This window comes from Acidovorax sp. LjRoot204 (genome assembly GCF_056175785.1).
In genome coordinates this window covers 31,356-55,720 of the sequence record NZ_JBGFFF010000003.1, presented here as the reverse complement: position 1 = coordinate 55,720, position 24,365 = coordinate 31,356, and the positions used below count along the sequence as shown (strand labels likewise).

Genomic DNA, 24,365 nt, shown 5'->3' with positions numbered 1-24,365 from the left:
CCCGGATTTCAGCGGTGTTGGTGACGGCGCCTCAGGCCTAGCCAACCCAGGACCGCGACCAGCACTGCCAGAGCCCAGGGGTTGTTGACGGGAATGGCGGCTGCATCCGATCCGACAAAGAAGGCAGGTGCAAACGGGTCACGGATGCTGCCGACAGCGTTGTCGGAGTCTCCCACACCGTTGTCCGTCACGGTATAGCTCACAGTACGCCGGTCAGGGCTGAGGGTTGCCCCCGACCAGGCGAACCAGGTAGAAGCCCCCGCACCTGCTGTGGCAGGGCCAAACTTCCAAAACTGGATGCCGGCGGGCATGGGGTCTGGATAGTTCAGCGTGATGGTGACACTCCCCGAGCAGCCGGTGGCGAGGAACTCGAACCCTCCAAGGGGCAGCGTGAGGTTGCCAGGCATGCCGACGGGCGCCATGAAACTGGTGCCGCCTGGGTTCAGGGTGCAGCTCGCACCTCCGCCTGATAGCGTCGCAGTGGCCAGGCCTGCCATGCCAGGCACTGCGCCAGACACTGACAGTTGCGCATTGACGGTGAAGCTGCGGCTGACTTGCGGTGCTGGCAAAAAGACGCCATTGCCTGCTTGGTCGGCATTGATGGTGCAGCTGCCCGCCGTGACAAACGTCAGTGCCCCCCCGCTGGTGATCGTGCACACGCCGGTGGTGGACGAGGTGAACGCAACGGCCAGACCGGACGTGGCCGAGGCAGACAGCGTGGGCGTGGTGCCGAAATTCTGGCTGCCAGGATTGTCGAAGGTGATGGACTGTATGGCCTTGGGCGTGACGGAGTTGGATGCCGAAGACGCAGGCCCTGTCCCTGCAGAGTTATCCGCCGTCACGGTGAAGGTGTACGCCTGCCCGTTGGTCAGCCCCGTGACGACAATGGGTGATGCGGCCCCGTAGACAGGCGCCACGTCAGGTGGAGTGACGGTGACCGTATAGCCCGTGATGGCGGTGCCGCCGGTGTTCGCTGGTGCGGTGAAGGCCACCGAGGCCTGCGTATCACCTGCTATGGCCGTTCCAATGGTGGGAGCACCGGGCGCGATGGGGGTCACGGTAAAGCTGCGCGACACCTGGGGAGCTGCCAGGTACACACCGTTGCCCGCCTGATCGGCATTGATGGTGCAAGTCCCGGCCGTCCCGAAGGTCAGAACCCCCGCCGGGGTGATGGTGCAAACACCGAGGGTGGATGACGTGAAGGCCACGGGCAGGCCGGAGGTGGCAGAAGCACCGCCACCCAGGACAGCCAGATCAGGTGAGGTGCCATAGTTTTGGCTCCCCGGGTTGGCAAAGCTGATGGTTTGCACTGCCTTGGGTATGACGGAGTTGGACGCTGCCGACGCTGCCCCTGTGCCTGCGCTGTTGGTGGCCGTGACGGTAAAGGTATATGCAGTGCCATTGCTCAGGCCACTCACGGTGATGGGACAGGCTGCGGGCCCCGCGCAGGTGCCGGTTTTGCTGTCGGGGTTGGAGGTGGCTGTGTAGGTGGCAATGGCTGAGCCGCCATTGCTGGCGGGCGCTGTGAACGTGATGGTGGCCTGCGTGTTACCCGCAGTTGCAGTGCCGATGGTGGGCGCGCCAGGAACCATGGCATTGATGGCAAACGTTTGGGATACGGTTGTCGCGGCGTTCCACACGTTGTCGCCTGTCTGGGCGGCGACGATCGTGCAGTTGCCTGCAGAAACCAGGGTCAATGCCCCGCTCCCAGTGACGGTGCAAATGCCTGGGGTGGTGGAACTGAAGCTCACAGGCAGGCCCGAGGTCGCAGACGCCGTGAGGGAGAGGGACGTTCCGAAGTTCTGGGCGCCAGGGTTGGCAAAGGTGATGGTTTGCTCGCCTTTCGGGGTGACAGGCGCTGACGGCGATGACGCTCCACTGGAGCCGATGGCATTGGTGGCGATGACTGTGAAGGTGTAGGCGGTCCCATTCGTCAGGCCGGAGACGGTGATGGGCGAGACGGCCGTCGAGCCGGTGAGCCCCTGCGGGCTGGACGTGACGGTGTAGCCAGTGACGGCTGAGCCTCCATTGCTGGACGGCGCACTGAAAGACACACTGGCCTGCCCATCCGCTGGCGTGGCCACCACACCTGTGGGGGCTCCCGGTGCCATGGCCTGCACGGTCACTGTGATAGTGCGTACGGCGCTATCGGACCCGTCGCTTACCCGCACTGCAAAACTGTCATTGCCGCTGTAGTTGGATGCGGGCGTGTACGTGATGGTGCCAGACGGCGCAATGTCGGTTCCTCCCGAGGCAGTCGCTGTACCGCTGATGGTGAGCGTTCCGTGCACCGGCGCCGTCTGAGCGGACCATGTCTCTGTCTGTCCGGTGTCGGTATCGCTCACGTGGAGCAATGACTTGATGTCTGTGGCGGCAGCGTTCGCGCTGACCGTGAGCGTTGTCGTGGCGCCAACGAAGCTGGGTGCGACGTTGGTCATGGTCGTCGTCACCTTGGTGGTGTTGTTGCTGGTGCCGACATCGGTGCCATCATCAGGGACCAGGGTGAACGTGGTGGTCACCGTGCTCCCCGTTGGGCCTTGCTGGTACGTGGGCGTGAACACCAGACCCCGCAGGTTGGTGGTCACGGTGGCTGGCGCCTGGGCTGTCAAGACGTAGCTACCAGCGCTGCCCGTGAGCCCTGTGCCCGCGAGCGTGCCATTGGCTGCTGCGTAGCTGATCTGCACCGAGACAGCATCGCCGTTCGCGTCCGAGACAGTAACGCCTGTGAACGGTGCAATCGTGGCGTTGTCGTTGACCGCACCGGAAGTCATGAAACTGCCACTCAGGCTGGGGCGGGTATTGGTTGTGACGTTGGCGCTGCTGGAATAGGCGCTATAGCCGTTCGCATTTCCGGCGGATACCCGGTAATAGTAGGTCGTGGTTTGAGCGAGGCCCGAAACGAGGGCTGGCGAGTCGCCGACGCTGGCCGGGTTGTAGCCAGCAATGCAAGAAGTAAACCCCGCGTCTGTACATACCTGCAAGCGGTACGCGTCTGCGCCGGTGGCGGCAGCCCAGTTGGCTGTGAAACGATCGGCGCGGACATTGCTGACTGTCTGCAAGGTGGGCGCTGCGGGCACTGTGGTGGTGCTAACCGTCGCGGATGGAACACTGTCCCCGCCGCCGTTGTAGGAGCGCACACGGAAGTAGTAGGTCGTCCCCGCGTTGCTCAAGCCAGTGACCGTGGCGCTGGTCGGGGGGGTGGGCGAGGCTGTAATTACCAGTCCGTTGTAGCCGGGGTGAAAGGTCGTAAACGCCGCGTCGGTTGCGACGTCAAGCTTGTAGCCCACTACGCCGGGCACGCCGGACCAATACACGGTCGTGCTCCCACCGGAGATATAGGGCTGTACCCCGGAATTCAGCGGTCCGATCGTAGGCGCATCAGGTGCTGGCACCGTCACGCCCTGCTGTACGTTGATCTTGCCGCAGGCCGAGTTGGTGCTGTTGTAGCCCGTACCGGCGACGGGTGTGCCGGCCGAAGAGGGTGCGTAGAACGCAATGGTGCTGTTGTTGAGGTCCGTGCTACCCAGCGAATTGCTGACGACCCAGTTATCCTGCCCAAAGATGGAGGCGCGGTACAGGTACCAGCCGCTGCCGTCATAGCGGGGCACACCGTTGAGCGTGCCGTTTTCGTTGTAGTTTCCGACAATGGAAGGGGGCCAGGCGTTCTGACAACCGCTACCCGCGCCGCCATCCTGTATGGCGTAGTTGACGGCGTACGAAGGGCCGGCCAATAGAAGGCCCAGGGCTGCGCCCAGAATCCATTTCATTGCATTTCTCCCTGAGACCCGCTTTCGGCATCGCCGAGGTCATTGCTTCGGGCGAAATGTATCCAAGGCGTGACTGAATCTTTTTTGTGAAGGCGTGATGTTAACAATTGGCCACAGGGCTATGGAGGGGTTGTAACAACGCGACACGACACAGCCGCCTCTCGCCATAGCGAGCAGGTCGTGCCCCTCGTGGTCTCGCCTATCATGGTGGGTTTTCCTGCACCGAGCCCGCCCGTGACCCCTCCCCCTGTTGCCGACGACCGATCCGCCGATGGTGTCTACCTCGCCCGCGCCCTGCGCGAGCAGCGCATCAGCATCCGGGGGGCGCGCACGCACAACCTCAAGAACATCGACCTGGACATTCCGCGCAACCAGCTGGTGGTGATCACGGGGCTGTCGGGCTCGGGCAAATCCAGCCTGGCGTTTGACACGCTCTATGCCGAGGGCCAGCGGCGCTATGTGGAGAGCCTGTCGGCCTATGCGCGGCAGTTTCTGGGGCGGCTGGACAAGCCGGATGTGGACCTGATCGAAGGCCTGTCGCCCGCCATCAGCATTGAGCAGAAGGCGACCAGCCACAACCCGCGCTCCACCGTGGGCACGGTGACCGAGATCCACGACTACCTGCGCCTGCTGTATGCCCGTGCAGGCACGCCGTTCTGCCCGGACCACGGTCTGCCGCTGGCCGCGCAGACGGTGAGCCAGATGGTGGACGCCGTGCTGGCCTTGCCCGAGGACACCAAACTCATGGTGATGGCCCCCGTGGCACGCGAGAAAAAGGGCGAGTTCACCGAGCTGTTTGCGCAGATGCAGGCGCTGGGCTACATCCGCTTTCGCGTGGATGGGCAGATCTACGAGCACGAGAACCTGCCCCCGCTCAAGAAGACCGAGAAGCACGACATTGACGTGGTGATCGACCGGGTGAAGGTGCGCGCTGACCTGCAGCAGCGCTTGGCCGAGAGCATTGAGGCGGCCCTGCGCGTGGGCGGCAACGAGGGCAATGGCCGCGTGCTGGCGCTGGAGATGGACACGGGCCAGGAGCACCTGTTCAGCAGCAAGTTTGCGTGTCCGGTGTGCAGCTACTCGTTGGCCGAGCTGGAGCCGCGCCTGTTCTCGTTCAACTCGCCGATGGGCGCCTGCCCGGCGTGCGACGGCATTGGCCAGCGCGAGGTGTTCGACCCGGCGCGCGTGGTGGCCTTCCCGTCGCTCAGCCTGGCCAGCGGTGCCATTAAGGGCTGGGACCGGCGCAATGGCTACTACTTTGCGATGCTGGAGAGCCTGGCCCGGCACTACGCATTCGACATCGAGGCACCGTTTGAGTCGCTGCCTGCGCCGGTGCAGCACGCCATCCTGCACGGCTCGGGTGATGAAGAAATCGCCTTCAGCTACATCATGGACAGCGGGGCTTCCAAGGGCAAGGTGCACACCAAGAAGCACCCCTTCGAAGGCATCATCCCCAACATGGCGCGCCGTTACCGCGAGACGGATTCGGTGGTGGTACGCGAAGACCTGGCACGCTTTCGCAGCACCCAGCCCTGCCCCGAATGCCACGGCGTGCGCCTGCGCCGCGAGGCCCGCCATGTGAAGGTGGGCGAAGGCACACAGGCCCGTGCCATCTACGAAGTGAGCCACGCCACGCTGAGCGACGCGCACGCGTGGTTCCACGCCCTGCAGCTCACCGGTGCCAAGGCCGAGATTGCCGACAAGGTGGTGCGCGAGATCGCCACGCGCCTGCAGTTTTTGAACGACGTGGGCCTGAGCTACCTGAGCCTGGACCGCAGCGCTGAAACGCTCAGCGGTGGAGAGGCGCAGCGCATTCGCCTGGCCTCCCAAATTGGATCGGGCCTGACGGGAGTGATGTACGTGCTCGACGAGCCCAGCATTGGCCTGCACCAGCGCGACAACGACCGGCTGATCGCCACGCTGCAGCACCTGCGCGACATCGGCAATAGCGTGATCGTGGTCGAGCACGACGAGGACATGATGCGCGCCGCCGACCATGTGATCGACATGGGCCCCGGTGCGGGCGTTCACGGCGGGCGGGTGATGGCGCAGGGCACGTACGACGAAGTGCGCGCCAATGCCCAGTCGCTCACGGGCCAGTACTTGTCGGGCACGCGCACCATTGCCGTGCCCCAGCGCCGCACGCCCTGGTTGCCGGTGCTGGACCAGCCCGCGCCCGTGGTGGAGGCCAAGACCAAGTCGCGCTTTCCGCAGACCGAAGCCAGCAAGCGCCGCGCCGAGCGCATGGCCGAGCACCATGCGCGCCAGGGCGCCGTACAGGCGCTGCGCGTGGTGGGTGCCACGGGCAATAACCTCAAGGGGGTGACGGTGGACTTCCCGGTGGGGCTGCTCACCTGCGTGACGGGCGTGTCGGGCTCCGGCAAAAGCACCTTGGTCAACGACACGCTCTATGCCGCCGTGGCGCGGCAGGTGCACCGTGCGCACGAAGAACCGGCCGAGCACGAAGAGATCGTGGGCATCGAGTATTTCGACAAGGTCATTAATGTGGACCAAAGCCCCATTGGCCGCACGCCGCGCAGCAACCCCGCCACCTACACGGGCCTGTTCACCCCCATCCGCGAGCTGATGGCCGAGACCAACACTGCCAAGGAACGCGGCTACGGCCCGGGGCGCTTCAGCTTCAACGTGTCGCAGTCTTCGGGCGGTGGCCGTTGCGAGGCCTGCCAGGGCGACGGCGTGGTGAAGGTGGAGATGCACTTCTTGCCCGACGTGTACGTGCCCTGCGACATCTGCCACGGCCAGCGCTACAACCGCGAGACGCTGGAGGTGTTGTGGAAAGGCAAGAACATCGCCCAGATCCTGGAGCTGACGGTGGAGGACGCTGCGGCCTACTTCAAGGACGTGCCGACCATTGCGCGCAAGCTGCAGACGCTGCTGGATGTGGGCCTGTCATACATCCGCCTGGGCCAGGCCGCCACCACGCTCTCAGGCGGCGAGGCGCAGCGGGTGAAGCTGGCGCAGGAGCTGAGCAAACGCGACACGGGCCGCACGCTCTACATCCTGGACGAGCCCACCACCGGCCTGCACTTTGCCGACATCGACCTGCTGCTCAAGGTGCTGCACCAGCTGCGCGACGCGGGCAACACCATCGTCATCATTGAGCACAACCTGGACGTGATCAAAACCGCTGACTGGCTCATCGACATGGGCCCCGAGGGCGGTGCGGGCGGTGGCACCGTGGTGGGCGTGGGCACGCCCGAGGAGCTGGCGGCCAACCCGGCCAGCCATACGGGGCGGTATCTGGCGCCTTACTTGAAAAAATCGCCCGCCTGAGCCCTGTTGCCCTTCAGGGCGTCTTGCTCACAAACGCCACCGTCAGCCCCTTGGCCGTCACGGTGATGGGCCCTGGCTGCAGGCCCAGGCTGTCAAACACCGCCGTGTCTTGCGGGCGCAGTTGGTGCAAAGTGACTTCGCGCAGCGACTGTTCGGCCAGCAGCGGGCCGTAGGCATTGAGCAGCTCGGTCACCGCCGGGCGCAGGCTGGGAAACTCCATGCGCCCCAGCTGGATCTGGTGGGCGCGCAGCGTGCGGTCGCTGGCCTCGTAGCGCAGCGCAAACTCCACATCCAGGCTGCCCTGGTGGCTGCGCCGCAGCGCCGGGCCGGCCACATCCAGCGCCATGGCTGCGCCCAGCCGGTTCACTTCGGGCAGCAGGCGCAGGTGGGGCACCTGCACGCTCAGGTTGAACAGGCCTTGTACCGGCACGTTGCGCGGAAACTTGGGGTCCACCATGGCCTGCAGTTGGGCCAGAGGCACGGTGTAGCTGGGCTGTGCCAGCGCGCCCCGCGCCACCAGCAGCACCGCGCCGCCCAGGGCAATGCCCCGGGTGGCGTGGGTCAGGAATCGTCGGCGATGCAGCATGGGTGCTTTCCGTCAAAACCGTTGTGACACCGCGGTAGCAAAAAGGTGCCCAAGGCTTGCTGCAGGCGTTGTTACCAGAAGTTTGTGGATTTTGGGGCGATAGCGCTAGTGCTATATGCCTTGGGTGCTATCAAAATAGGTGCATTTACACGTGGGCTGCGGGATGGCGGTGGCGGGGCTCGGCCGCCACCGGTGCGACCAGCGCCGCGCTCAGCGCCCCACGACCGACCAGCCCGCCCGCTGGTTGTTCTTGTCATTCTCGTACTCCCACGCGGTGCCGCAGCGGTCGCACACATAGCGGGTGATGGTGACGGTGCCGTCCTCACGGTCTTCCTTGCGGTTGCCGCGCTGCACCAGCTCGGCATGGCCCGGCGCCTTGCGCCAGTTGCGCTGGATGCCCTGGCAGGGCTCGCACAGGGCCATGGGTTTGAGTTCGTTCTGTCGGGCCAGGTCTTTGGTCATGGGGTGGCAGCCGTCGTGGGCTGGTATGTGGGTGGGTTTGTGTGTGCGGGGCGGCTACTGTAAGGCACCTGCAGGTGCAGGGGCACAGCACTGTGGTTTCATTTCAAGCCAAATTGGCCTCTGGCGCTTGATTGATAAGCGCAAGTAGCTATCAAATCAGGACTGATCCCTCAGGCGGGCTGCCAAGGCCTTGGCCATGCGCGCGTTGTGCAGTACCACGCCCGCACGCTCCACCTGCTGGCGCGCTTCCACCACGAAGCCCTGGGCGGCAAAAAAGGGCTCGGCGGTCAGGCTGACGTGTGCGTGCAACTGGGTGATGCCGCGCTGCGCCGCTTGCGCGTGAATGTGCGCCATCAGCGCCCGGGCCACGCCCTGTCGTGCGAACTCCGGGGCCACGAAGAACATGTCGATATAGCCGTTGGCCTGCAGGTCGGCAAACCCGGCGATGGCGCCACTGCTCTGCGCTTGCGCGATGAAGGGCTGGTTGGCACGCATGCGCTCTGCCCACTGTGGGGCGTCATGGTGCAGTGGAGCCCAGGCGGCGAGTTGTTCGGCGGTGTAGTTCTTGCAAGCCAACCCATGCACCGAGGCATGGAAAACGGCGCGCAATGCAGGTTCGTCGCCGGGGCAGAAGTTGCGGATGGGGATGAACGGCATGGCGGGCAAGCGACACTGAAAAAGGCCGCGATGGTGCCACAGCCCTGCGTGGTGGAGACGGCGTCAGCCCGCCGCCATGCGCAGCCTGCGCGCTGCATCTTCGTCGCGCGCGTCGTCAATCTCGCGCAGCACGGCCTGCATGTCCACATCGGCATGCGTCGGCGCATAGATGCCGGTGAGCGGCGTCTCATTGCTCAGCAGCCCGCTCTGGTACAGGCTCCAGATTTCGGGGCCGTATTGGGTGGTGCGCAGCTCGGGGGCAAACTGGCCGAAGAAGTCGCGCAGGTTGGCCACGTCGCGCAGCAGCATGCGCTGGGCGTGGTTGTTGCCCGCAGCGTCCACGGCCTGGGGCAGGTCGATGATGACGGGGCCGTCGTGGCCCGCCTCTTCACCTTCTGTGCCAGGCAGGTGGGCCAGCAGGATGTTGAACTCCGACAAGTCCCCATGCACCACGCCCGCACACAGCATGCGCACCACCTCGGCCACCAGCGTGGCGTGGTGGGTGCGCGCGTCTTCGGGAGTGAAGCTCACATCGTTCAGGCGCGGGGCCGCATCGCCGTGGGCGTCGGTCACCAGCTCCATCAGCAACACGCCGTCGTGAAAGTTGTAGGGCTGCGGCACACGCACGCCGGCGGCGGCCAGGCGATAGAGCGCATCGACCTCGGCGCTTTGCCAGGCGGCCTCTTGCTCTTGCCGGCCAAATTTGCTGCCCTTGGCCATGGCACGGGCCGAGCGCGAGTTCTTGACCTTGCGGTTCTCGGTGTAATCCACGGCTTGGCGAAAGCTGCGGTTGTTCGCTTCTTTGTAGATCTTGGCGCAGCGGGTTTCGTCACCGCAGCGCACCACGTAGACCATGGCCTCCTTGCCGCTCATGAGCTGCCGGACCACGGTGTCGATCAGGCCTTCCTCGATGAGGGACTGCAGGCGGGGGGGAGCTTTCATCGGTGCATTTTGCCCGTGTCGCGCAATCCCCCGGCGGACCTTGTGCCAAAGTGCGTTTTGCTCAGCCCGTGCTGCACACACCGCGCAGCCGCAGGTGCGTGGCATCGTCCGCAGCCACCGGCAACTGGTGCTTGGCCTGCAGATAGTGGTGGGTGAACACGTCCAGGTATGCCTCCAGCGCCTGTGCGGCCTGCAGCTCGCCCGCCAGCTCCAGGCACAGCGCGCCGACCTCGGACGTACAGAAGTGGTCCATGCGGGTGGATCGGCGCAGGTGGTAGCGCGAGAGCTGCTCGGGCTGCAGGCTCAGCACGGGCAGGTGGTTGAGGTAGGGGCTCTTGCGGAACATCTTGCGCGCCTCGGGCCAGGTGGCGTCGAGCAGCACGAACAGCGGGCGTTTGCCCTCGGCCTGGACCACCTGCGTGACCACGCGCTCGGGCGCCACGAACTCGCCGGGGAACACCACATACGGCTGCCACTGTGGGTCGGCCAGCAGCGCCAGCAGGTCGGGGTTTACCTCGGTGCGCGCCCAGCCAAACGCATAGGTGTCGGCCACCACATCGGCGATCAGCCAGCCGGTGTTGCTGGGCTTGAGGGGCTCGATGTCCGCCATCAGCAGGCACATGCCTGCGCGCGTGGGCAGCACGGGCCGCAGCGCGCAGATGCAGTGGCTGGGCACCAGGCGGCAGCCCGCACAGCGTTGGCCCTTGGGGCCGCCCCGGGCCAGAAAGGGCTTGGCACTGCGGGCCAGGCGCTCGGCGCGCAGGCGTGCCACCGCATGCGGTGGGGCAGATGGTGTGACGGACGGCGTGTCGGTGGTGGCCACGTCAGTCGCCGAGGGGGCTGCGGGCTTTGTCACCGGCCGCCCGCACGTTCCAGCGCAAACAGCGGCAGCTCTGCCAGCGGGCTCAGCCACACGCCACCACCCAGCTCGGTAAAGCCCTCGCCCAGCGTGCGGCGGTACAGCTGTGCGGGGTGGCGGAACATGCGCGGGTCGGTCACTTGCTCGTCCACCACATCCTGCTCCCAGTCCTCGCGCGCGACGGCCTCCACATACAGGGCGCCCCGGCTCAGGCGCGCCAGGTTGCGCATGGCCTTTTGCACGTCGGCCTCGCTCAGGTAGGGCAGCACGCCCTGGCAGATCACCAGGTCGTAGGGCGTGCGGGCCTTGTAGTCCACCACCGAGCCGCGCTCCCAGCCAAACCGCTGGCACAGGTATTCGCTGAACTCCACGCCGTGGAACTGCGCCTGCGGAAAATGCCGTGCGATCACATCGCGCCACAGGCCAATGCCGCAGCCCACATCCAGCACCCGCCGCACGGGCACGCGCAGGTACTGCAGGTAGCTGCACACAAACGCGCCCAGGCGCTCGGTGTGCGCCGGGTCCACCACGCTGGTCTTCTTGTCGAAGTAAAAGCGCTGGTAGTACGCCTCGTCAAAAATGGCCGCGTCTGCGCTGCCGGTCACTGGTTTCACTGCTGCTTCCTTTTGCCGCGAACCGCCTGCGGGGGCAGCCGCACGATGGCGATTCGAGGTGGCTGTTCGAGGCGGCGAGTATCGCCCACGAGCGTATGGACTTCTGGCGGTGTAGTCTGCGGCCATGGATTCGCTGATCTCCGCATCCGCCCGCGCACTGGCCGCCGGGGACCCGCTGGGCGCCCTCAAGCGCGTGGCCCTGCGCGACGACCCACCCGCCCTGGCCTTGCGCGGCATTGCCATGGCGCAGCTGGGCGAACACCCCCGTGCGCGCGACCTGCTGCGGCAGGCTGCGCGCGCCTTTGGCACCCACGAAGCCCAGGCGCGCGCCCGCTGCGTGGTGGCCGAGGCCGAGGTGGCGTTGGCCATGCGCGACCTGGGCGGGTCACCCCGTCCGCTGCTGGAGGCAGCCGACACGCTGCAAGCCCACGGCGACACCGCCAACGCCACACAGGCGCGGCTGATTGCGGCGCGGCGGCTGCTGCGCATGGGCCGCCTGGACGAAGCCGCAGCGGCCATGGACGCTATGGCGACCGCCCCCACAGCGGGCGACCTGCCCCCCGCCCTGCGGGCCATGGCCGACCTGACCCTGGCCGAGCTGGCGCTGCGCTCGCTGCACATCGCCTCCGCCAGCGCGGCGCTGGACCGTGCGCAGGAGGCCGCTGAGCAAGCCCATGTACCGGCCCTGCTGGCTGAGGTGGCGCAGGCGCGCGCCGTGCTGGACCAACCCGCAGCGCGGCGCGTGGGGGCAGGGGTCGACCAGCCGCTGCGCCTTTCCGATGTGGCAGACCTGCTGGCATCGGGCGCGCTGGTGGTGGATGCATGTCGGCGCTGCGTGGGGGTGGGCGGTGGCCCCTCCACCGCAGACGCCGGCGTGTGGCAACTGCTGGCACGCCGGCCCATCCTGTTCGCGCTGGTGTGTGCGCTGGCGCAAGCCTGGCCCGGCGATGCGGAGCGCGAGGCGTTGATTGCGCAGGTCTTTCGCACCCGCGGCCCGGACGACACCCACCGTGCGCGGCTGCGGGTGGAGGTAGGGCGGCTGCGCGCGCTCCTGCGGCCGCTGGCGCGCATCGAGGCCACAGCGCGCGGCTTTGCGCTGCAGCCCTTGGACGCACGGCCCGTGGTGGTGCTGGCGCCGCCCATCGATGGCGAGCAGGCGGCGCTGCTGGCTCTGCTGTCGGACGGTGCGGCCTGGTCCACCTCGGCGCTCGCGTTGGGCACGGATGCCAGCCAGCGCACCGTGCAGCGCGCGTTGGCCGAGCTGGAAGCACAAGGCCGTGTGCGCTCCATCGGCCGCGCGCGTGCGCAGCGCTGGCTGGCGCCGCCGCTGTCCGGATTCACGACGATCTTGTTACTCCCTGCTGCGCTGCCGATTGCATAAAGTGGACGCCAAGCCCCCACCGGGCCACCACACAGGAGCCAACCATGACCGCGTGCACCCACACCGACCCGACACCCGCCACCCTCAGCCGCCACCCTTCACAACCCGCCGAGATCGTGCGCGAATACGGCCCCTTTGCGGGTGCAGACAGCGTGCACGGCGTCACCCACGACGGCCAGCATGTCTGGGCGGCCACGGGGGCGCACCTGGTGGCCTTCGATGCTGCAACGGGCGAGACCCAGCGCACGCTGGCCGTGGCCAGCGATGCAGGCACTGCGTTTGACGGCAGGCACCTGTACCAGATCACCGAGGCGCGCATCGACAAGATCGACCCCGCCACCGGCCGGGTGGTGGCCTCCATTCCTGCACCCGGCAACGGCAACGACTCGGGCCTCACCTGGGCCGAGGGCAGCCTGTGGGTGGGCCAGTACCGCGACCGCAAGATCCACCAGATCGACCCCGCCACCGGCGCCATCCGGCGCACCATCGAGTCCGACCGCTTTGTGACCGGCGTGACCTGGGTGGACGGCGAGATGTGGCACGGCACCTGGGAGGGTGACGAGAGCACGCTGCGCCACATCGACCCCGCCACCGGCGCCGTGCTGCAGCAGCTCGACATGCCTCCAGGCGTGGGCGTGAGCGGCCTCGAATCGGACGGTGCCGACCTCTTCTACTGCGGGGGCGGCGGCAGCGGCAAGGTCCGCGCTGTGCGCCGGCCCAAGGCGGCCCGCACCTGAGCCCCTGACACCTTCAGCCCTTGAGCGACGCGGCGCCCCGCCGCACCCACCACCCCTTGCGACCACAGGCCCTGCGCGCATCACGCGATGTCGCAGGCCGGGGACAGGTGCGGCTGCCAGCGCCTCTCTCCCCACGCAATTTTCCGTCCCGCAACGTCATCCACCACCCACCAGGAGCACCCCCATGAACGCACCCACCCCTCACCCCGTGGTTTCTGCCGACGAATGGCTGGCCCAGCGCCACGCGCTGCTGGCCCGCGAAAAGGCTCTGACCCGCCTGCATGATGAGGTCGCCGCGCAGCGCCGCGCACTGCCCTGGACCCGCGTGGACAAGCGCTACATGCTGGACACGCTGCAGGGTCCGTGGGCATTGGCCGACCTGTTCGATGGCCGCAGCCAGCTGCTGGTGCAGCACTTCATGTTTGGCCCTGGGTGGGAGCAGGGCTGCCCCAGCTGCTCCTTCATGGCCGACCACATGGGCGGCATGGAGCTGCACCTGCAGCACCGCGACGTGTCGGTGCTCGCCGTCTCGCGCGCGCCGCTGGCCGAGATCGAGCGCTTTCGCCAGCGCATGGGCTGGCAGTTTCGCTGGGCGTCGTCGCACGGCAGCGACTTCAACCACGACTTTGCCGTGAGCTTCACGCCCGAGCAGCGCGCACGCGGCAACGGCGAGGTGTTCTACAACTACGGCATGCGGCCGTTCCCCGCCGATGAGGCGCCGGGCATCAGCGTGTTTGTGCGCAGTGACGCGGGCGAGGTGTTCCACGCCTACTCCACCTTTGGGCGCGGCGTGGAGGCCATGATGGGCACCTACCAGCTGCTGGACCTCACGCCCCGAGGCCGCCACGAGACCAACCCCGCCTACCCCATGGACTGGGTGCGCCACCACGACCGGTATGCACCTTCCCTGCCAGCGGCTGGGTCTGCGGCGGCACCAGCTGCACAGGCGCCACAGCCTTCACCGGCCCACACGGCGCCGGGCGGGTGCTGCTCCACACGGGGCTGAACCACACACGGTGGAGACCGCGACCATGGACGCCACCCTCTGGTCCTGGCTGGCCATCGCCGCCATGGGGGCACTGCACGGGCTCAACCCCCTCACGGGCTGGGGGCTGGCCACCACCTGGAGCCTCTGTGCGCGTGACCACAGCATGCCGCTGCGCGCACTGCTGCCCATGGCCGTCGGGCACCTGGCCGCCGTGGCACTGACGGCGGCTGCGGTGGGGTGGGGGCTGTGGTTGTCGCCACCTGCCCTGCTGGCGGTGGCGGGCGGCCTGGGCGGGGTGGTGATAGTCGCTCGCGTGCGTCTGACGGGGGCGGCGTGGCATCGCCTGCGCAAGCCCGCCGGGCCTGTGGGCATGGCGCTCTGGTCCTTTGGGGTGGCCACGGTGCACGGTGCCGGGCTGGCGCTGGTGCCTGCGCTGGCGCCGCTGTGCGGGGGCAATGGCGCGGCAGGTGGAGTGGCCTTTGGGGGCGACCGGCTCTCCACCCCCTTGCTGTTCGCGCTGGCCGCGCTGGGGGTTCACACCCTGGCCATGCTGGCCGTCACCGGGGCCATGGCCGTTGCGGCCTGCCACAGTGTGCAGGGCGCCCAGCGCTGGCTGCAACGCTACCGGGGTTGCAGCGGGGGGGGCCTGCCCGTTGATCAGGCCTTGGCCGGGCGGTGCAGGGCGCAGATCTTGTTGCCGTCCGGGTCGCGCAGGTACGCCAGGTACAGCTTGCCGCTGGGGCCTTCGCGCCAGCCGGGTGGGTCTTCGCAGGTAATGCCACCGTTCGCTACACCGGCGGCGTGGAAGGCATCGGCCTGCTCGGGCGACTGCATGGCAAAACCGATGGTGCCGCCATTGGCAAAGGTGGCGGGCTCGCCGTTGATGGGGGTGGTGATGCCAAAGGTACCGGTGGGGCCGCGATAGAAGTAGCGGTTCTTGTTGGCCACCCCGGGCGGTACGCCCAGCGCCCCCAGCAGCGCGTCATAAAACTTCTTGGACCGCTCCAGGTCGTTCACACCGACCATCACATGACTGAACATTCATCGTCTCCTGTAGGCCCCTCAGGGGGCGGGTTGTGGCCAACGGTTGGCGTTGGCATGTTAGCGGGTGGCTATCGCCATCACCGGCGCGGGCCACAAGCCCCTGTGCGGCACTCAGAGGCGGGGGCATTGGGCGGGCCGTGCCGCTGGCCCCAGAGCGCCCCCACAGGCTTCATGGAGGCCGTTTTGAGGCAAAAATGCGCCATGGCGCTAGTGCAATATGCCTGAATAGCTATCTAATTAATAGCAAATATCGGCAGCGCCCACAGGCCCCACGCACTGCCCCATCCCCTGGTATTGCCCTTTGAACACACCGTCACACCCCATGCTGCCCACTGCCTCCCACCCCCACTTCACCCCGGTGCCCCTCGACAAGGCCTACAGCCTGCTCAACCACGGCCCCGTCGTGCTGGTGTAGGCCGCCCACGCGGGTCAGCACAACGTCATGGCGGCATCGTGGGCCTGCGCACTGGACTTTGCACCGCCCAAGGTCACGGTGGTGCTCGACAAGGCCACGCGCACGCGCGAGCTGGTGGAGGCCAGCGGCTTCTTTGCGCTGCAGTTGCCCACCGTGCCCCTGGCCGCGCTGACCGTAGCGCTGGGCACCGACAGCGCCAAGACCACGCCCGACAAGCTGCAGCGCCATGGCGTGTCGTTGTTTGAAGCGCCCGGCCACCCGGCGCAGGCCACGCCCCCGCTGGTGCAAGGCTGCGCCGCCTGGCTGCTGTGCCGCGTGATCCCCGAGCCGCACAACCAGCAGGCCTATGACCTTTTTATCGGCGAAGTGGTGGCCGCCTGGGCTGACGACCGCGTGTTCCGCAACGGGCACTGGGAGTTCGACACCGCGCCGGATGACCTGCGCACGCTGCACTACGTGGCAGGCGGGCAGTTTTATGCGACGGGGGCGTCGGTGCGCGGCTAGGGCCGCTCAACGTTCATGCAACCCATGGCGACGGGGCAGCCGCAGACCGGTTGTGCCCGCCCCGCATCACTCCCCGTCCGAAATCCCCAACTGCTTGAGTTCCGCAAATTTGGCCGCCATCGTCGGATTGCCCCGTGTCAGCTTCTTGATCGTGAGGTCTTCGGCCTTGTCGTTGGCCAGGCGCAGGTTGTTGGCCGACTTGTGCAGCGCCTCCTTGGTCTTCTCCAGGTCCTTGATGGCCTCGTCAATGCGCTTGATGGCTTCCTCGAACCCGTCCGATGCCAGGCGCCAGTTGCGCCCAAACGCGCCCTTGAACTCTTCCAGCTGCGATTCGAACTTGGTGATGTCCAGATTCTGCGCCTTCACCAGCGCCAGCTCTGACTTGTACTGCAACGACTTCATCGCAGCGTTGCGCAGCAGCGTGATGATGGGGATGAAGAACTGCGGCCGCACCACATACATCTTGGGATAGCGGTAGAACATGTCCACGATGCCGGTGTTGTACAGCTCGCTCTCGGGCTCCAGCAGCGACACCAGCACCGCGTACTCGCAGCCCTTTTCGTTGCGGTCCTTGTCCAGCTCTTTCAGGAAGTCTTCGTTGCGCTTCTTCGTGGCCGTCTCGTCGTTCTCGTTCTTCATCTCGAACATGATCGAGACGATCTCGTTGCCCGCCTCGTCCAGGTCGCGAAAGATGTAATCGCCCTTGCTGCCGCTGCGCGCGTCGTTGTCCTTTTCAAAGTAGGCGCGGGGAAACGCCGTGGCGCGGATGCGGTTGAACTCCGTCTCGCAGTGCTGCTCCAGCGTCTCTCCCACCATCTTGGTCGACAGGCGCGCCTTCATGTCCCGCAGCCGCGCAATCTCGCCGTCCCGGTCGCGCAGCTGCAAGGCGTACTGTTCCTTGATAGCGGCCTCCTCCAGCTGCTTTTTCACCACCACCAGGTTCAGGTTGTTTTGGAGCTCGTCGCGCTCCCGCGCCACCACCGTGACTGCCTCGGTCACCGCCAGCCTGCGTGCCACCTCGGCAGCGTCCAGTTGTGATTTGAGCTGCTGTATCTCGGCGTCCTTTTGGGCGGCCACGCCCTGCAGCTGCTGCGCCAGCCGTGCTTGTGCCAACTGGTCCGCTGCCTGCTGCGCCTGCCGCGCACGCTCCAGCTCACTCACCAGCTTGTTTTCCAGCGCGTCGCGCTGCTTCTCCACCGCGCCCAGGGCCTGCGCCACCGCCATGTCGCGCTCCACCGCGCCCGCGCCCAGCTGCGCCTTCAGGGCCTGAATCTCGGCATCTTTGGCCGCCGCCGACTTCTGCAGCTCATTGGCCACCTGGGCCTGCGCCAGCGCCACCGCATTGCGCTTGTCCTGCTCGGCCAGCTCCAGCCGCTCGTGCAACTGCGCGGCGAAATCCGCGTCCCGCACCTGCTTGAGGATGTCGGCATACCCGGTCTCGTCAATCTTGAACGCCTTGTTGCAGTGGGGGCAGATGATGTCGTGCATGGCGGTCACCGTGTGGGTTGTTTGTGTTTCGTTGGGTGGGGAGCATAGCGGTCAGCAGTGTGAGCAGACGGAGCCTTGCGAAGCCTCGTGCAGTGCGCTGACAGACCCAGCGTGAACGGCACCCGTGGATTCATACCGCGTCAGTCATCAGCCATCGCCCTGGGGTGGCAGCTCCTGCATCGCACCCATCTTGCTGATGACCAGCTCAATGAACGCCGACACGGCCAAGGGCAGGTAGCGCCTGCTGGGGTAGACCATGTGCACGCCATGCCCCAGCCGGTGGTATCCAGGAAGCATGGGCACCAGCAGGCCAGCGCGCAGATCGCGTTGCGTCAGCGTGGAGGGCAGCAGCGCAATGCCCAAGCCCGCCAGCGCGGCCTTGCGCAAGGCCTGTGCCGTGTTGCCACTGAAGCGGCCAGTCACCTGCACCTCGGCCGGTGCGCCCTCTGGCCCCGTCACGCGCCAGGTGGCCTTGCCGCTGGGGTGGCTGAACGCCAGGCAGTCGTGGTCCACCAGGTCTTGCAGCGTGGCCGGAACACCCCGGCGGGCAATGTAGGCCGGGCTGGCCACCAGGCCGTCGCTGCCCGCATCCAGCACCTTGCGGGCAAACAGGCCCGAGTCCTCCAGAATGCCGCCGCGAAACGCCACATCAATCCGGTCTGCAATCAGGTCGGCGCGGCCGTCGCTCAGCACAAAGTCCACCCGCACCTTGGGGTGCGCGACCAGGAACTCGGTCAGCCACTCCATCGCAAAGAAATCAAAAAAATCAGCCGGGGCCGCCACCCGCACCAGGCCGCTGGGCTCCTGGTTCACCGCCAGCAGCTCCTCGCCCGCATCCATCAGCCCCTCTACCGCGCCGCTGCAACGCTCCAGAAACACCTGGCCCGCGCTGGTGAGCGTGAGGTGGCGGGTCGAGCGCTGCATCAGCCGGGTGCCCAGCTGCGCTTCCAGCTGCTGCACCCGGCGGCTCAGGGTGTTGGGCGGCACGCCCAGGCGGCGCGAGGCTTCGGCAAAGCTGCCGCAGCGCACCACCTGCACAAAGATGGCCACGTCGTTCAGATCCAGCATGGTCACGCTCATTCATTCGATTAATGGACGAGTGCAATCATATTGCGCAATCTAGTCAATCAATCGATGAATTTTTAAGCTACAGGCATCAGTTCAACACCTCCGAGGTTCTCTTGATGTCTGCACCCGCCACCGCCCCACGCGCCATCACCCACCGCACCCGTGGCACCACGCACGGCCCCATCACCCGCCTCATGAGCCCTGGGGACCTGGGCCAGGTGCTCAAGCCCTTCATCTTTTTGGATCGGGTGCACTTTCAGCCCGGCGCAGCGCAGCAGGGCCTTGGCATGCACCCCCACTCGGGCATCGCCACGGTCACGTTCTTGTCGGAAGGCGATGTGCGCTACGAAGACACCACCGGCCAAGCGGGCCTGCTGCCTGCGGGTGGCGTCGAATGGATGCGTGCTGGCAACGGCGTGTGGCACACCGGTGCCCCCGTGGGCGACACGCCGGGCCGGGGCTTTCAGCTGTGGGTGGCCCTGCCCGCCGCGCTGGAAAACGCCCCCGCCCACAGCCAGTACCTCGCCCCCGAACTGGTGCCCCAGGTGGGCCCGGTGCGGGTGCTGCTGGGCGAGTACGGCGCAGTGCACAGCCCCGTGGCAGCGCCCGAGGGCATGACCTATCTGGCCGTGCAGTTGGCCCAGGGCGAACGCTGGACCTACACCCCGCCCCCCGGCCACACCGTGGCGTGGGCGGCAGTGGCCACCGGCGCACTGACGGCGGGCGAACCCATTGCGGCAGGCGAGCTGGTGGCGTTTGAGCCCACCCACCAAAGCATCGACTTTGTGGCCACCGAAGCCACCAGCTTCGTGCTGGGCTCTGCCGTGCCGCACCCGCATGAGCTGGTCATGGGGACTTACTCCGTGCATACCAGCCAGGCAGCACTGCGGCAGGGCACCACAGAAATCCGGCGCATTGCCACGCAACTGCGCCAGGCCGGGCGGCTGGGTTAATCCCTTTCACATCCCCCTCCACATTCGACTTTTCACTGTTCCCTTTCTCTCCACCCACTTCACTCATTGACAAGGAAAACACCATGAACATCGGCATCATCGGCTCAGGCGCACTCGGCTCTAACGTGGCACGCGCATTGGCCAGCAAAGGCCTGGCGGCCACCCTCTCCACCCGGCGCGGGCCGGAATCACTGGCCGCGCTGGTGGCTGAGCTGGGCCCCACCATCAAAGCGGGTACCGTGGCAGAGGCTGCCGCCGCAGACATCGTGCTCATCGCAGTGCGCTGGGAAGACCTGGGCCAGGCCCTGGGTGGCCTGCCTGCGTGGAATGGTCGCATCGTCATCGACGGCACCAACCCCGTGGCGTTTCTGGACCCCAACTCGCCAGATGCCCAAGACCCCAGCAACCCGCTGGCGGCCTACGGCATCAAGGCCATCGACCTGGGCGGGCGCTCGTCCAGCGAAGTGTTCAGCGAATTAGTGCCCGGCGCCCGCGTGGTCAAGGCGTTCAACCACCTGGATGTGAACGTGCTGGCGCAGCCCCAAGTGTCGGGCGGCCAGCGCGCCATGTTCTATGCAGGCGACGACGCCGCAGCCAAGGCCGAAGTGCGCAAGGTGCTGGACGCCATCGGCTACTTCCCGGTGGACCTGGGCACGCTGGCGGTGGGCGGGCGTTTGTCGGAGTTGCCGTTTGGTGCGTTGTCGGCCGCCCAGTTCATCAAGATCTGAGAAGGGGTATCTGCCCTGGCACTTTCAGACTGCAGGTAGCTCGATCAACGCGTGTTGCCTGGGGTCTGTGGCAGTGACCCTGCCCCACCACCCGCGGCACCTCCAGGGTGTGCGGTCAGCCCGTGCGAACAGCTAAAACATCACACCAATCGATGCGCCGCATCCTTGCACTCAGCGAGCCATGACGCCGCCCTGCAAGTCCCTGCAGCGCTGTGGGGTAAATTGCCCCGCATGCCGAACACCTCTTCGCCCCCCTCTGCCGCCGCCCCCGCATCCCTGATCGACTCTCGCCAAGCCGCCTGGCGCCTGCTGACCACGTTGGGCCTGGTGGTGCTGGGCAACAGCAGCATGTATGTGGTGTCGGTGGTGCTGCCCGCCGTGCAGGCCGAGTTTGGCGTGGGCCGTGCCGATGCGTCGCTGCCCTACACGTTGATGATGGTGTGCCTGGGGCTGGGCGGAATCTGGACGGGCCGCATGGCCGACCGCCATGGGCTGATGCCGGTGCTGTGCGTGGGCGCGGTGGCCGTGTGTGGCGGGTTTGTGTGGGCGGGGCTGTCGGGCAGCATCTGGGGGTTTGGGCTGGCGCACGGGCTGATGGGGCTGATTGGCAGCTCGGCCACGTTTGCGCCGCTGATGGCAGACACCGCGCTGTGGTGGAACAAGCGGCGGGGCATTGCGGTGGCGATCTGCGCCAGCGGCAACTACATTGCGGGCGCGCTGTGGCCGCCCATCGTGCAGCACGGCATTGAGCTGATCGGCTGGCGCCACACCTATGTGCTGCTGGGCATTGTGTGTGGGGTGGGCATGCTGCTGCTGGCACTGCGCATGCGCCAGCGCGCGCCGGTGGCGCAGATGGATGCAGCATCGGCAGCGGTGGCACCGGCCGCGTCGGGTGCAGCGCCCTCGCCGTTGCCGCTCGACCGCAGCCGCCCGTTCGGTCTGCGCCCGCTGCATGCACAGCTATTGCTGTGTGTGGCGGGCGTCGCGTGCTGCGTGGCCATGGCGATGCCGCAGGTGCACATCGTGGCCTATTGCACCGACCTGGGTTTTGGCGCGGCGCGCGGGGCCGAGATGCTGTCGCTGATGCTGGCCTGCGGCATCGTCAGCCGCCTGGTGTCGGGCCTGATCTGCGACCGCATTGGCGGCGTGCGCACGCTGCTGCTGGGCTCGGCGCTGCAGGGCGTGGGGCTGGCGCTGTTTTTGCCGTTTGACGGGCTGGTGCCGCTGTATGTCATCTCGGCGATGTTCGGGCTGTTCCAGGGCGGCATCGTGCCCGCCTACGCCATCATCATCCGCGAGTATTTCGCCCCACAGGAGGCCGGTGCGCGGGTGGGTGCGGTGATCATGGCCACGCTGATCGGCATGGCGCTGGGGGGCTGGATGTCGGGCTGGATCTTTGACCTGACGGGCAGCTACCGCGCCGCGTTCCTGAACGGCATGGGATGGAATCTGCTGAACCTGTCGATCGTGGGCTGGCTGTTCTGGCGCGTGCGGCGCCAGTCGGGTGGGGTGGGGCGTGTGCAACCCATTGCAAGGTGAGTACGGCAGGCGGCACACCTGCCCGTAGCGCTCGCCAGTACTAGAAAATCATGGGTGAGATGGCTGACGGCCCTAGCACTCGCTAACACGTGGGGCGGTAGTTAAATGTGTGGGCCAGACGCTAGAACACAGTGAATCCTATCCGCTGCGGTAACCCTGCCAGCGCAATGTGGCCTAAGCGGCGGCGTGGGCAGCGTGTTGGCACTGATGAAACAGCCTTCTTGCGATAAACGGTGAACTGCGCTACTGTGTCGTTGTGGGGCCCCGGTCTTAAGCTGGCAGATCCACACCTCGTTATCCAGCGTGGCCGTCGGGGCCCCCCGGTCCCCGATCAACGGTGTTCCAGTCGTTTGCACTGAATACCGTATGTCTATTTGAAGTGCGCTCGTCTAGTTATTACTTGACCCGCATTTGTTCAATATATTCCTCACAGCGGTGAGGATCGTGAATCCCATATCGAATGCCGCAATACTCCAAAAATTGATTTTTTCGGGTACTGTCAAGTGAATCAAATGGATCGCGATCGAGTGTATATTGTGCAGGGTTCCTGAAAAGAACTTGAAACGTTGGGGTTGTCTTTATAAAGGGGTTCCACGCACTCCCCACTTCATGGTCTCCAACGTATCGATCCAACCCGACAAAAAGCCATGCAGTCAGAAACAAAGAAAGTGCGCCGATAAAAAAGGCGATTTTTTTTGTCATATCAAGGTTTTGCAAGACCAAATTTTTTACGCAATTGCTCCGCAATGATCATTCCGTAAATTCCTGGGCATGCCCTGCTACTGCCCGCAGCTTGTGCAAATTCCCGATGCCCTCCAAGTCGTTTGATGGGAAAAAATTCGATCAAAGTTTGGACTAATTTTTCCGCTTTGGACATTTGCAGCTCCGATGGCTCATCGTGATTAACCGCGAGTTGATCCTTTTGCACGCCCAAGAACTCAGAAACCCCGGCTCGCACTCCCCTGCTTCGCGTAACGTTTGCGACACCAGGACCGTGCCGGGATGCCTCACCTCGGACGCTCAAGTCAGCCAGGAAAACCACTCCGATGACACCAGTGTTTCCCCTTTCAATGTGAGCTCCCTTGTGGCGAATATCAAGCGCTTCATAAACCACCCCTCGACAATCGATAGCATAGTGATAGCTAATTTGTCCGAAGCTATTCATATCGATTTTCTCCGCGTTCTTTAGCGCATCAACACCGTTCGCCCCACATGAAAACGAATTGCCTGCATGATGAATGGCGATGGACTGGTAGCTCCAGTCATTCTGGGGAATCTTGGCAGGGTTCAAAGCCTGCCACGTTTTTCGTTCAACGATATTTACCCGATCAATGATTACTTGCCTGATTTTCTCTTGATCAGCAACAAGGCATGCTGCGGTGGGATTGAGAATTCTTATGATATCTTGATTCAGGGCCCTGTGAGTCGAACCATGGGGAAGAATGATGGAGTCTGCGGGTGTGACGCCAATCATTTTTTGAAATACATGGATTGCTTGGAGTGTTTCAGGAGAAATTCTGCCATCTTCTTTGATGGGCTGATAGCCGATCTTGCAATTCATATGGCGGTTGAGAGCACGCTGAACCGCTTGTACCTCATGAGGGTTATTTCCGACAGTTTTCCCAATTGGCGAAGTGATTTGAATTTCGGCCATTATTAATATCTTATTAAATGGTGCTCTCTCTCAGAGAGTCTTGGTACGGAGCACTCATCCCTACCAGACGGCTGAGATACAGATTGGCAAATGCCAATCACAAAAAGCTCGACCCCATCAAACAGCCTGTAGGGGATTTTCTGAGAGCCCTAAGGGGCAAGTGATCACTGGGAATACCGCTTTCGGTGTTGTCGAGAGGCATTTGAGCAGCCTGCTACCCTGCGGTGCCTCCGCGGCAGCTCCATCGTTTAAGCACTGGTGGCGAGCTGTTCATGTCGTGCTCGGCAACACAAGACGCAATGTTTTTGTCGAGCGGCTTGGTAGCAGTGGCCGATGTCCCGGCGTATTCACAAGCTACCCAGTAAACGCGGTCGGTCGGAGCTAACAGCCACCGCGAGGTGAGCGTCTTGCCTTTGCGCTGCGCGCTGCTGGGCGCTAGTTGGGCCATCTCCTCTGGTGGCCCCGCGTAGAAGGAAATATTGGCAAGAGGATGCGTGTCGTTGCTGCTGCGGGTTTGCCAATCTGAAATAAGGGCGGGCGAGGGCGTCTGTTGGACCTGAATTGATGGTGGGCAAGCGGTGGCCTTGTGGGCCGCCGCGTTGCCCGGGGCCTCTTGCGCGATGGCAGCGCCGCTCGCGCTCAAAACAATCAGTGAAAGACTTAGGCCAAATTTATTCGTCATACC

General features: G+C 65.3%; 20 protein-coding genes and 1 pseudogene. 8 read left to right on the top strand and 13 right to left on the bottom strand.

Features of this window, described 5'->3' with window-relative positions:
- Nucleotides 1–8 precede the first annotated feature (8 nt).
- On the bottom strand, nucleotides 9–3,767 hold the full coding sequence (locus AC04MI_RS01220; RefSeq protein WP_476496932.1) for a beta strand repeat-containing protein: 3,759 nt from the start codon (nucleotides 3,765–3,767) through the stop codon (nucleotides 9–11).
- Between the two features lie 204 nt (nucleotides 3,768–3,971).
- Between AC04MI_RS01220 and uvrA the strand changes: the two genes are divergently transcribed.
- Nucleotides 3,972–7,061, top strand: coding sequence for an excinuclease ABC subunit UvrA (uvrA, locus tag AC04MI_RS01215; protein ID WP_233193835.1), 3,090 nt, complete (start codon nucleotides 3,972–3,974; stop codon nucleotides 7,059–7,061).
- 13 nt (nucleotides 7,062–7,074) lie between these two features.
- Here the strand turns inward: uvrA and AC04MI_RS01210 are convergent, their stop codons facing one another.
- The 6 genes from AC04MI_RS01210 to AC04MI_RS01185 form a co-directional block, all read right to left on the bottom strand.
- Entirely contained in the window at nucleotides 7,075–7,647 is a 573-nt protein-coding gene (locus AC04MI_RS01210) for a DUF1439 domain-containing protein (RefSeq protein ID WP_436076732.1), read from the bottom strand.
- A 210-nt stretch (nucleotides 7,648–7,857) separates the two neighbouring features.
- Nucleotides 7,858–8,109, bottom strand: a complete 252-nt coding sequence (locus AC04MI_RS01205) for a hypothetical protein (RefSeq protein WP_056056666.1) — start codon at nucleotides 8,107–8,109, stop codon at nucleotides 7,858–7,860.
- Nucleotides 8,110–8,265: 156 nt separating this feature from the next.
- Nucleotides 8,266–8,766: a GNAT family N-acetyltransferase gene (locus AC04MI_RS01200; protein WP_436076733.1), complete on the bottom strand. Its 501-nt coding sequence runs from the start codon at nucleotides 8,764–8,766 to the stop codon at nucleotides 8,266–8,268.
- A gap of 63 nt (nucleotides 8,767–8,829) precedes the next feature.
- Nucleotides 8,830–9,708 (bottom strand): PA4780 family RIO1-like protein kinase, encoded by an 879-nt coding sequence (locus AC04MI_RS01195; RefSeq protein ID WP_056742748.1) that lies wholly within the window; start codon nucleotides 9,706–9,708, stop codon nucleotides 8,830–8,832.
- Nucleotides 9,709–9,769: 61 nt separating this feature from the next.
- On the bottom strand, nucleotides 9,770–10,531 hold the full coding sequence (locus AC04MI_RS01190) for a tRNA-uridine aminocarboxypropyltransferase (protein ID WP_436076734.1): 762 nt from the start codon (nucleotides 10,529–10,531) through the stop codon (nucleotides 9,770–9,772).
- Between the two features lie 29 nt (nucleotides 10,532–10,560).
- Complete coding sequence (locus tag AC04MI_RS01185) at nucleotides 10,561–11,181, bottom strand: class I SAM-dependent methyltransferase (RefSeq protein WP_192419261.1); 621 nt, start codon at nucleotides 11,179–11,181, stop codon at nucleotides 10,561–10,563.
- Between the two features lie 124 nt (nucleotides 11,182–11,305).
- On the opposite strand from AC04MI_RS01185, the gene AC04MI_RS01180 reads away from it, so the two are divergent.
- The 3 genes from AC04MI_RS01180 (at nucleotide 11,306) to AC04MI_RS01170 (ending at nucleotide 14,305) form a co-directional block, all read left to right on the top strand.
- Nucleotides 11,306–12,562: a helix-turn-helix domain-containing protein gene (locus AC04MI_RS01180; RefSeq protein ID WP_436076735.1), complete on the top strand. Its 1,257-nt coding sequence runs from the start codon at nucleotides 11,306–11,308 to the stop codon at nucleotides 12,560–12,562.
- A gap of 44 nt (nucleotides 12,563–12,606) precedes the next feature.
- Nucleotides 12,607–13,299 carry a Vgb family protein gene (locus AC04MI_RS01175; protein ID WP_436076736.1) on the top strand — a complete coding sequence of 231 codons (693 nt, stop codon included), beginning with the start codon at nucleotides 12,607–12,609 and terminating at the stop codon, nucleotides 13,297–13,299.
- 184 nt (nucleotides 13,300–13,483) lie between these two features.
- Nucleotides 13,484–14,305: a DUF899 domain-containing protein gene (locus tag AC04MI_RS01170; protein WP_436076737.1), complete on the top strand. Its 822-nt coding sequence runs from the start codon at nucleotides 13,484–13,486 to the stop codon at nucleotides 14,303–14,305.
- Nucleotides 14,306–14,944: 639 nt separating this feature from the next.
- Here AC04MI_RS01170 and AC04MI_RS01165 read toward each other — a convergent pair.
- Nucleotides 14,945–15,328: a VOC family protein gene (locus AC04MI_RS01165; RefSeq protein WP_436076738.1), complete on the bottom strand. Its 384-nt coding sequence runs from the start codon at nucleotides 15,326–15,328 to the stop codon at nucleotides 14,945–14,947.
- 325 nt (nucleotides 15,329–15,653) lie between these two features.
- On the opposite strand from AC04MI_RS01165, the pseudogene AC04MI_RS01160 reads away from it, so the two are divergent.
- Nucleotides 15,654–16,250: pseudogene (locus tag AC04MI_RS01160) on the top strand (flavin reductase family protein).
- Between the two features lie 66 nt (nucleotides 16,251–16,316).
- Here the strand turns inward: AC04MI_RS01160 and AC04MI_RS01155 are convergent.
- The gene (locus AC04MI_RS01155; RefSeq protein WP_436076740.1) at nucleotides 16,317–17,738 is read right to left on the bottom strand and encodes a DUF2130 domain-containing protein; all 1,422 of its coding nucleotides are present in this window, start codon (nucleotides 17,736–17,738) and stop codon (nucleotides 16,317–16,319) included.
- 147 nt (nucleotides 17,739–17,885) lie between these two features.
- Entirely contained in the window at nucleotides 17,886–18,806 is a 921-nt protein-coding gene (locus tag AC04MI_RS01150; RefSeq protein WP_436075966.1) for a LysR family transcriptional regulator, read from the bottom strand.
- 116 nt (nucleotides 18,807–18,922) lie between these two features.
- On the opposite strand from AC04MI_RS01150, the gene AC04MI_RS01145 reads away from it, so the two are divergent.
- From AC04MI_RS01145 to AC04MI_RS01135, 3 genes are all read left to right on the top strand, one after another.
- Nucleotides 18,923–19,759 (top strand): pirin family protein, encoded by an 837-nt coding sequence (locus AC04MI_RS01145; protein WP_436075965.1) that lies wholly within the window; start codon nucleotides 18,923–18,925, stop codon nucleotides 19,757–19,759.
- Between the two features lie 83 nt (nucleotides 19,760–19,842).
- A complete protein-coding gene (locus tag AC04MI_RS01140) occupies nucleotides 19,843–20,487 on the top strand; it encodes an NADPH-dependent F420 reductase (protein ID WP_436075964.1) in 645 nt (214 codons plus the stop codon).
- 231 nt (nucleotides 20,488–20,718) lie between these two features.
- Nucleotides 20,719–22,026 carry an MFS transporter gene (locus AC04MI_RS01135; protein ID WP_436076741.1) on the top strand — a complete coding sequence of 436 codons (1,308 nt, stop codon included), beginning with the start codon at nucleotides 20,719–20,721 and terminating at the stop codon, nucleotides 22,024–22,026.
- A 396-nt stretch (nucleotides 22,027–22,422) separates the two neighbouring features.
- Here AC04MI_RS01135 and AC04MI_RS01130 read toward each other — a convergent pair whose 3' ends face one another.
- The 3 genes from AC04MI_RS01130 to AC04MI_RS01120 all read right to left on the bottom strand — a co-directional run bounded on the left by AC04MI_RS01130 (nucleotide 22,423) and on the right by AC04MI_RS01120 (nucleotide 24,362).
- Nucleotides 22,423–22,728: a hypothetical protein gene (locus tag AC04MI_RS01130; RefSeq protein ID WP_436076742.1), complete on the bottom strand. Its 306-nt coding sequence runs from the start codon at nucleotides 22,726–22,728 to the stop codon at nucleotides 22,423–22,425.
- Between the two features lies 1 nt (nucleotide 22,729).
- Nucleotides 22,730–23,680: a peptidoglycan recognition protein family protein gene (locus AC04MI_RS01125; protein WP_395457037.1), complete on the bottom strand. Its 951-nt coding sequence runs from the start codon at nucleotides 23,678–23,680 to the stop codon at nucleotides 22,730–22,732.
- A gap of 214 nt (nucleotides 23,681–23,894) precedes the next feature.
- Nucleotides 23,895–24,362, bottom strand: a complete 468-nt coding sequence (locus tag AC04MI_RS01120) for an STY0301 family protein (protein ID WP_395457035.1) — start codon at nucleotides 24,360–24,362, stop codon at nucleotides 23,895–23,897.
- Nucleotides 24,363–24,365 lie beyond the last annotated feature (3 nt).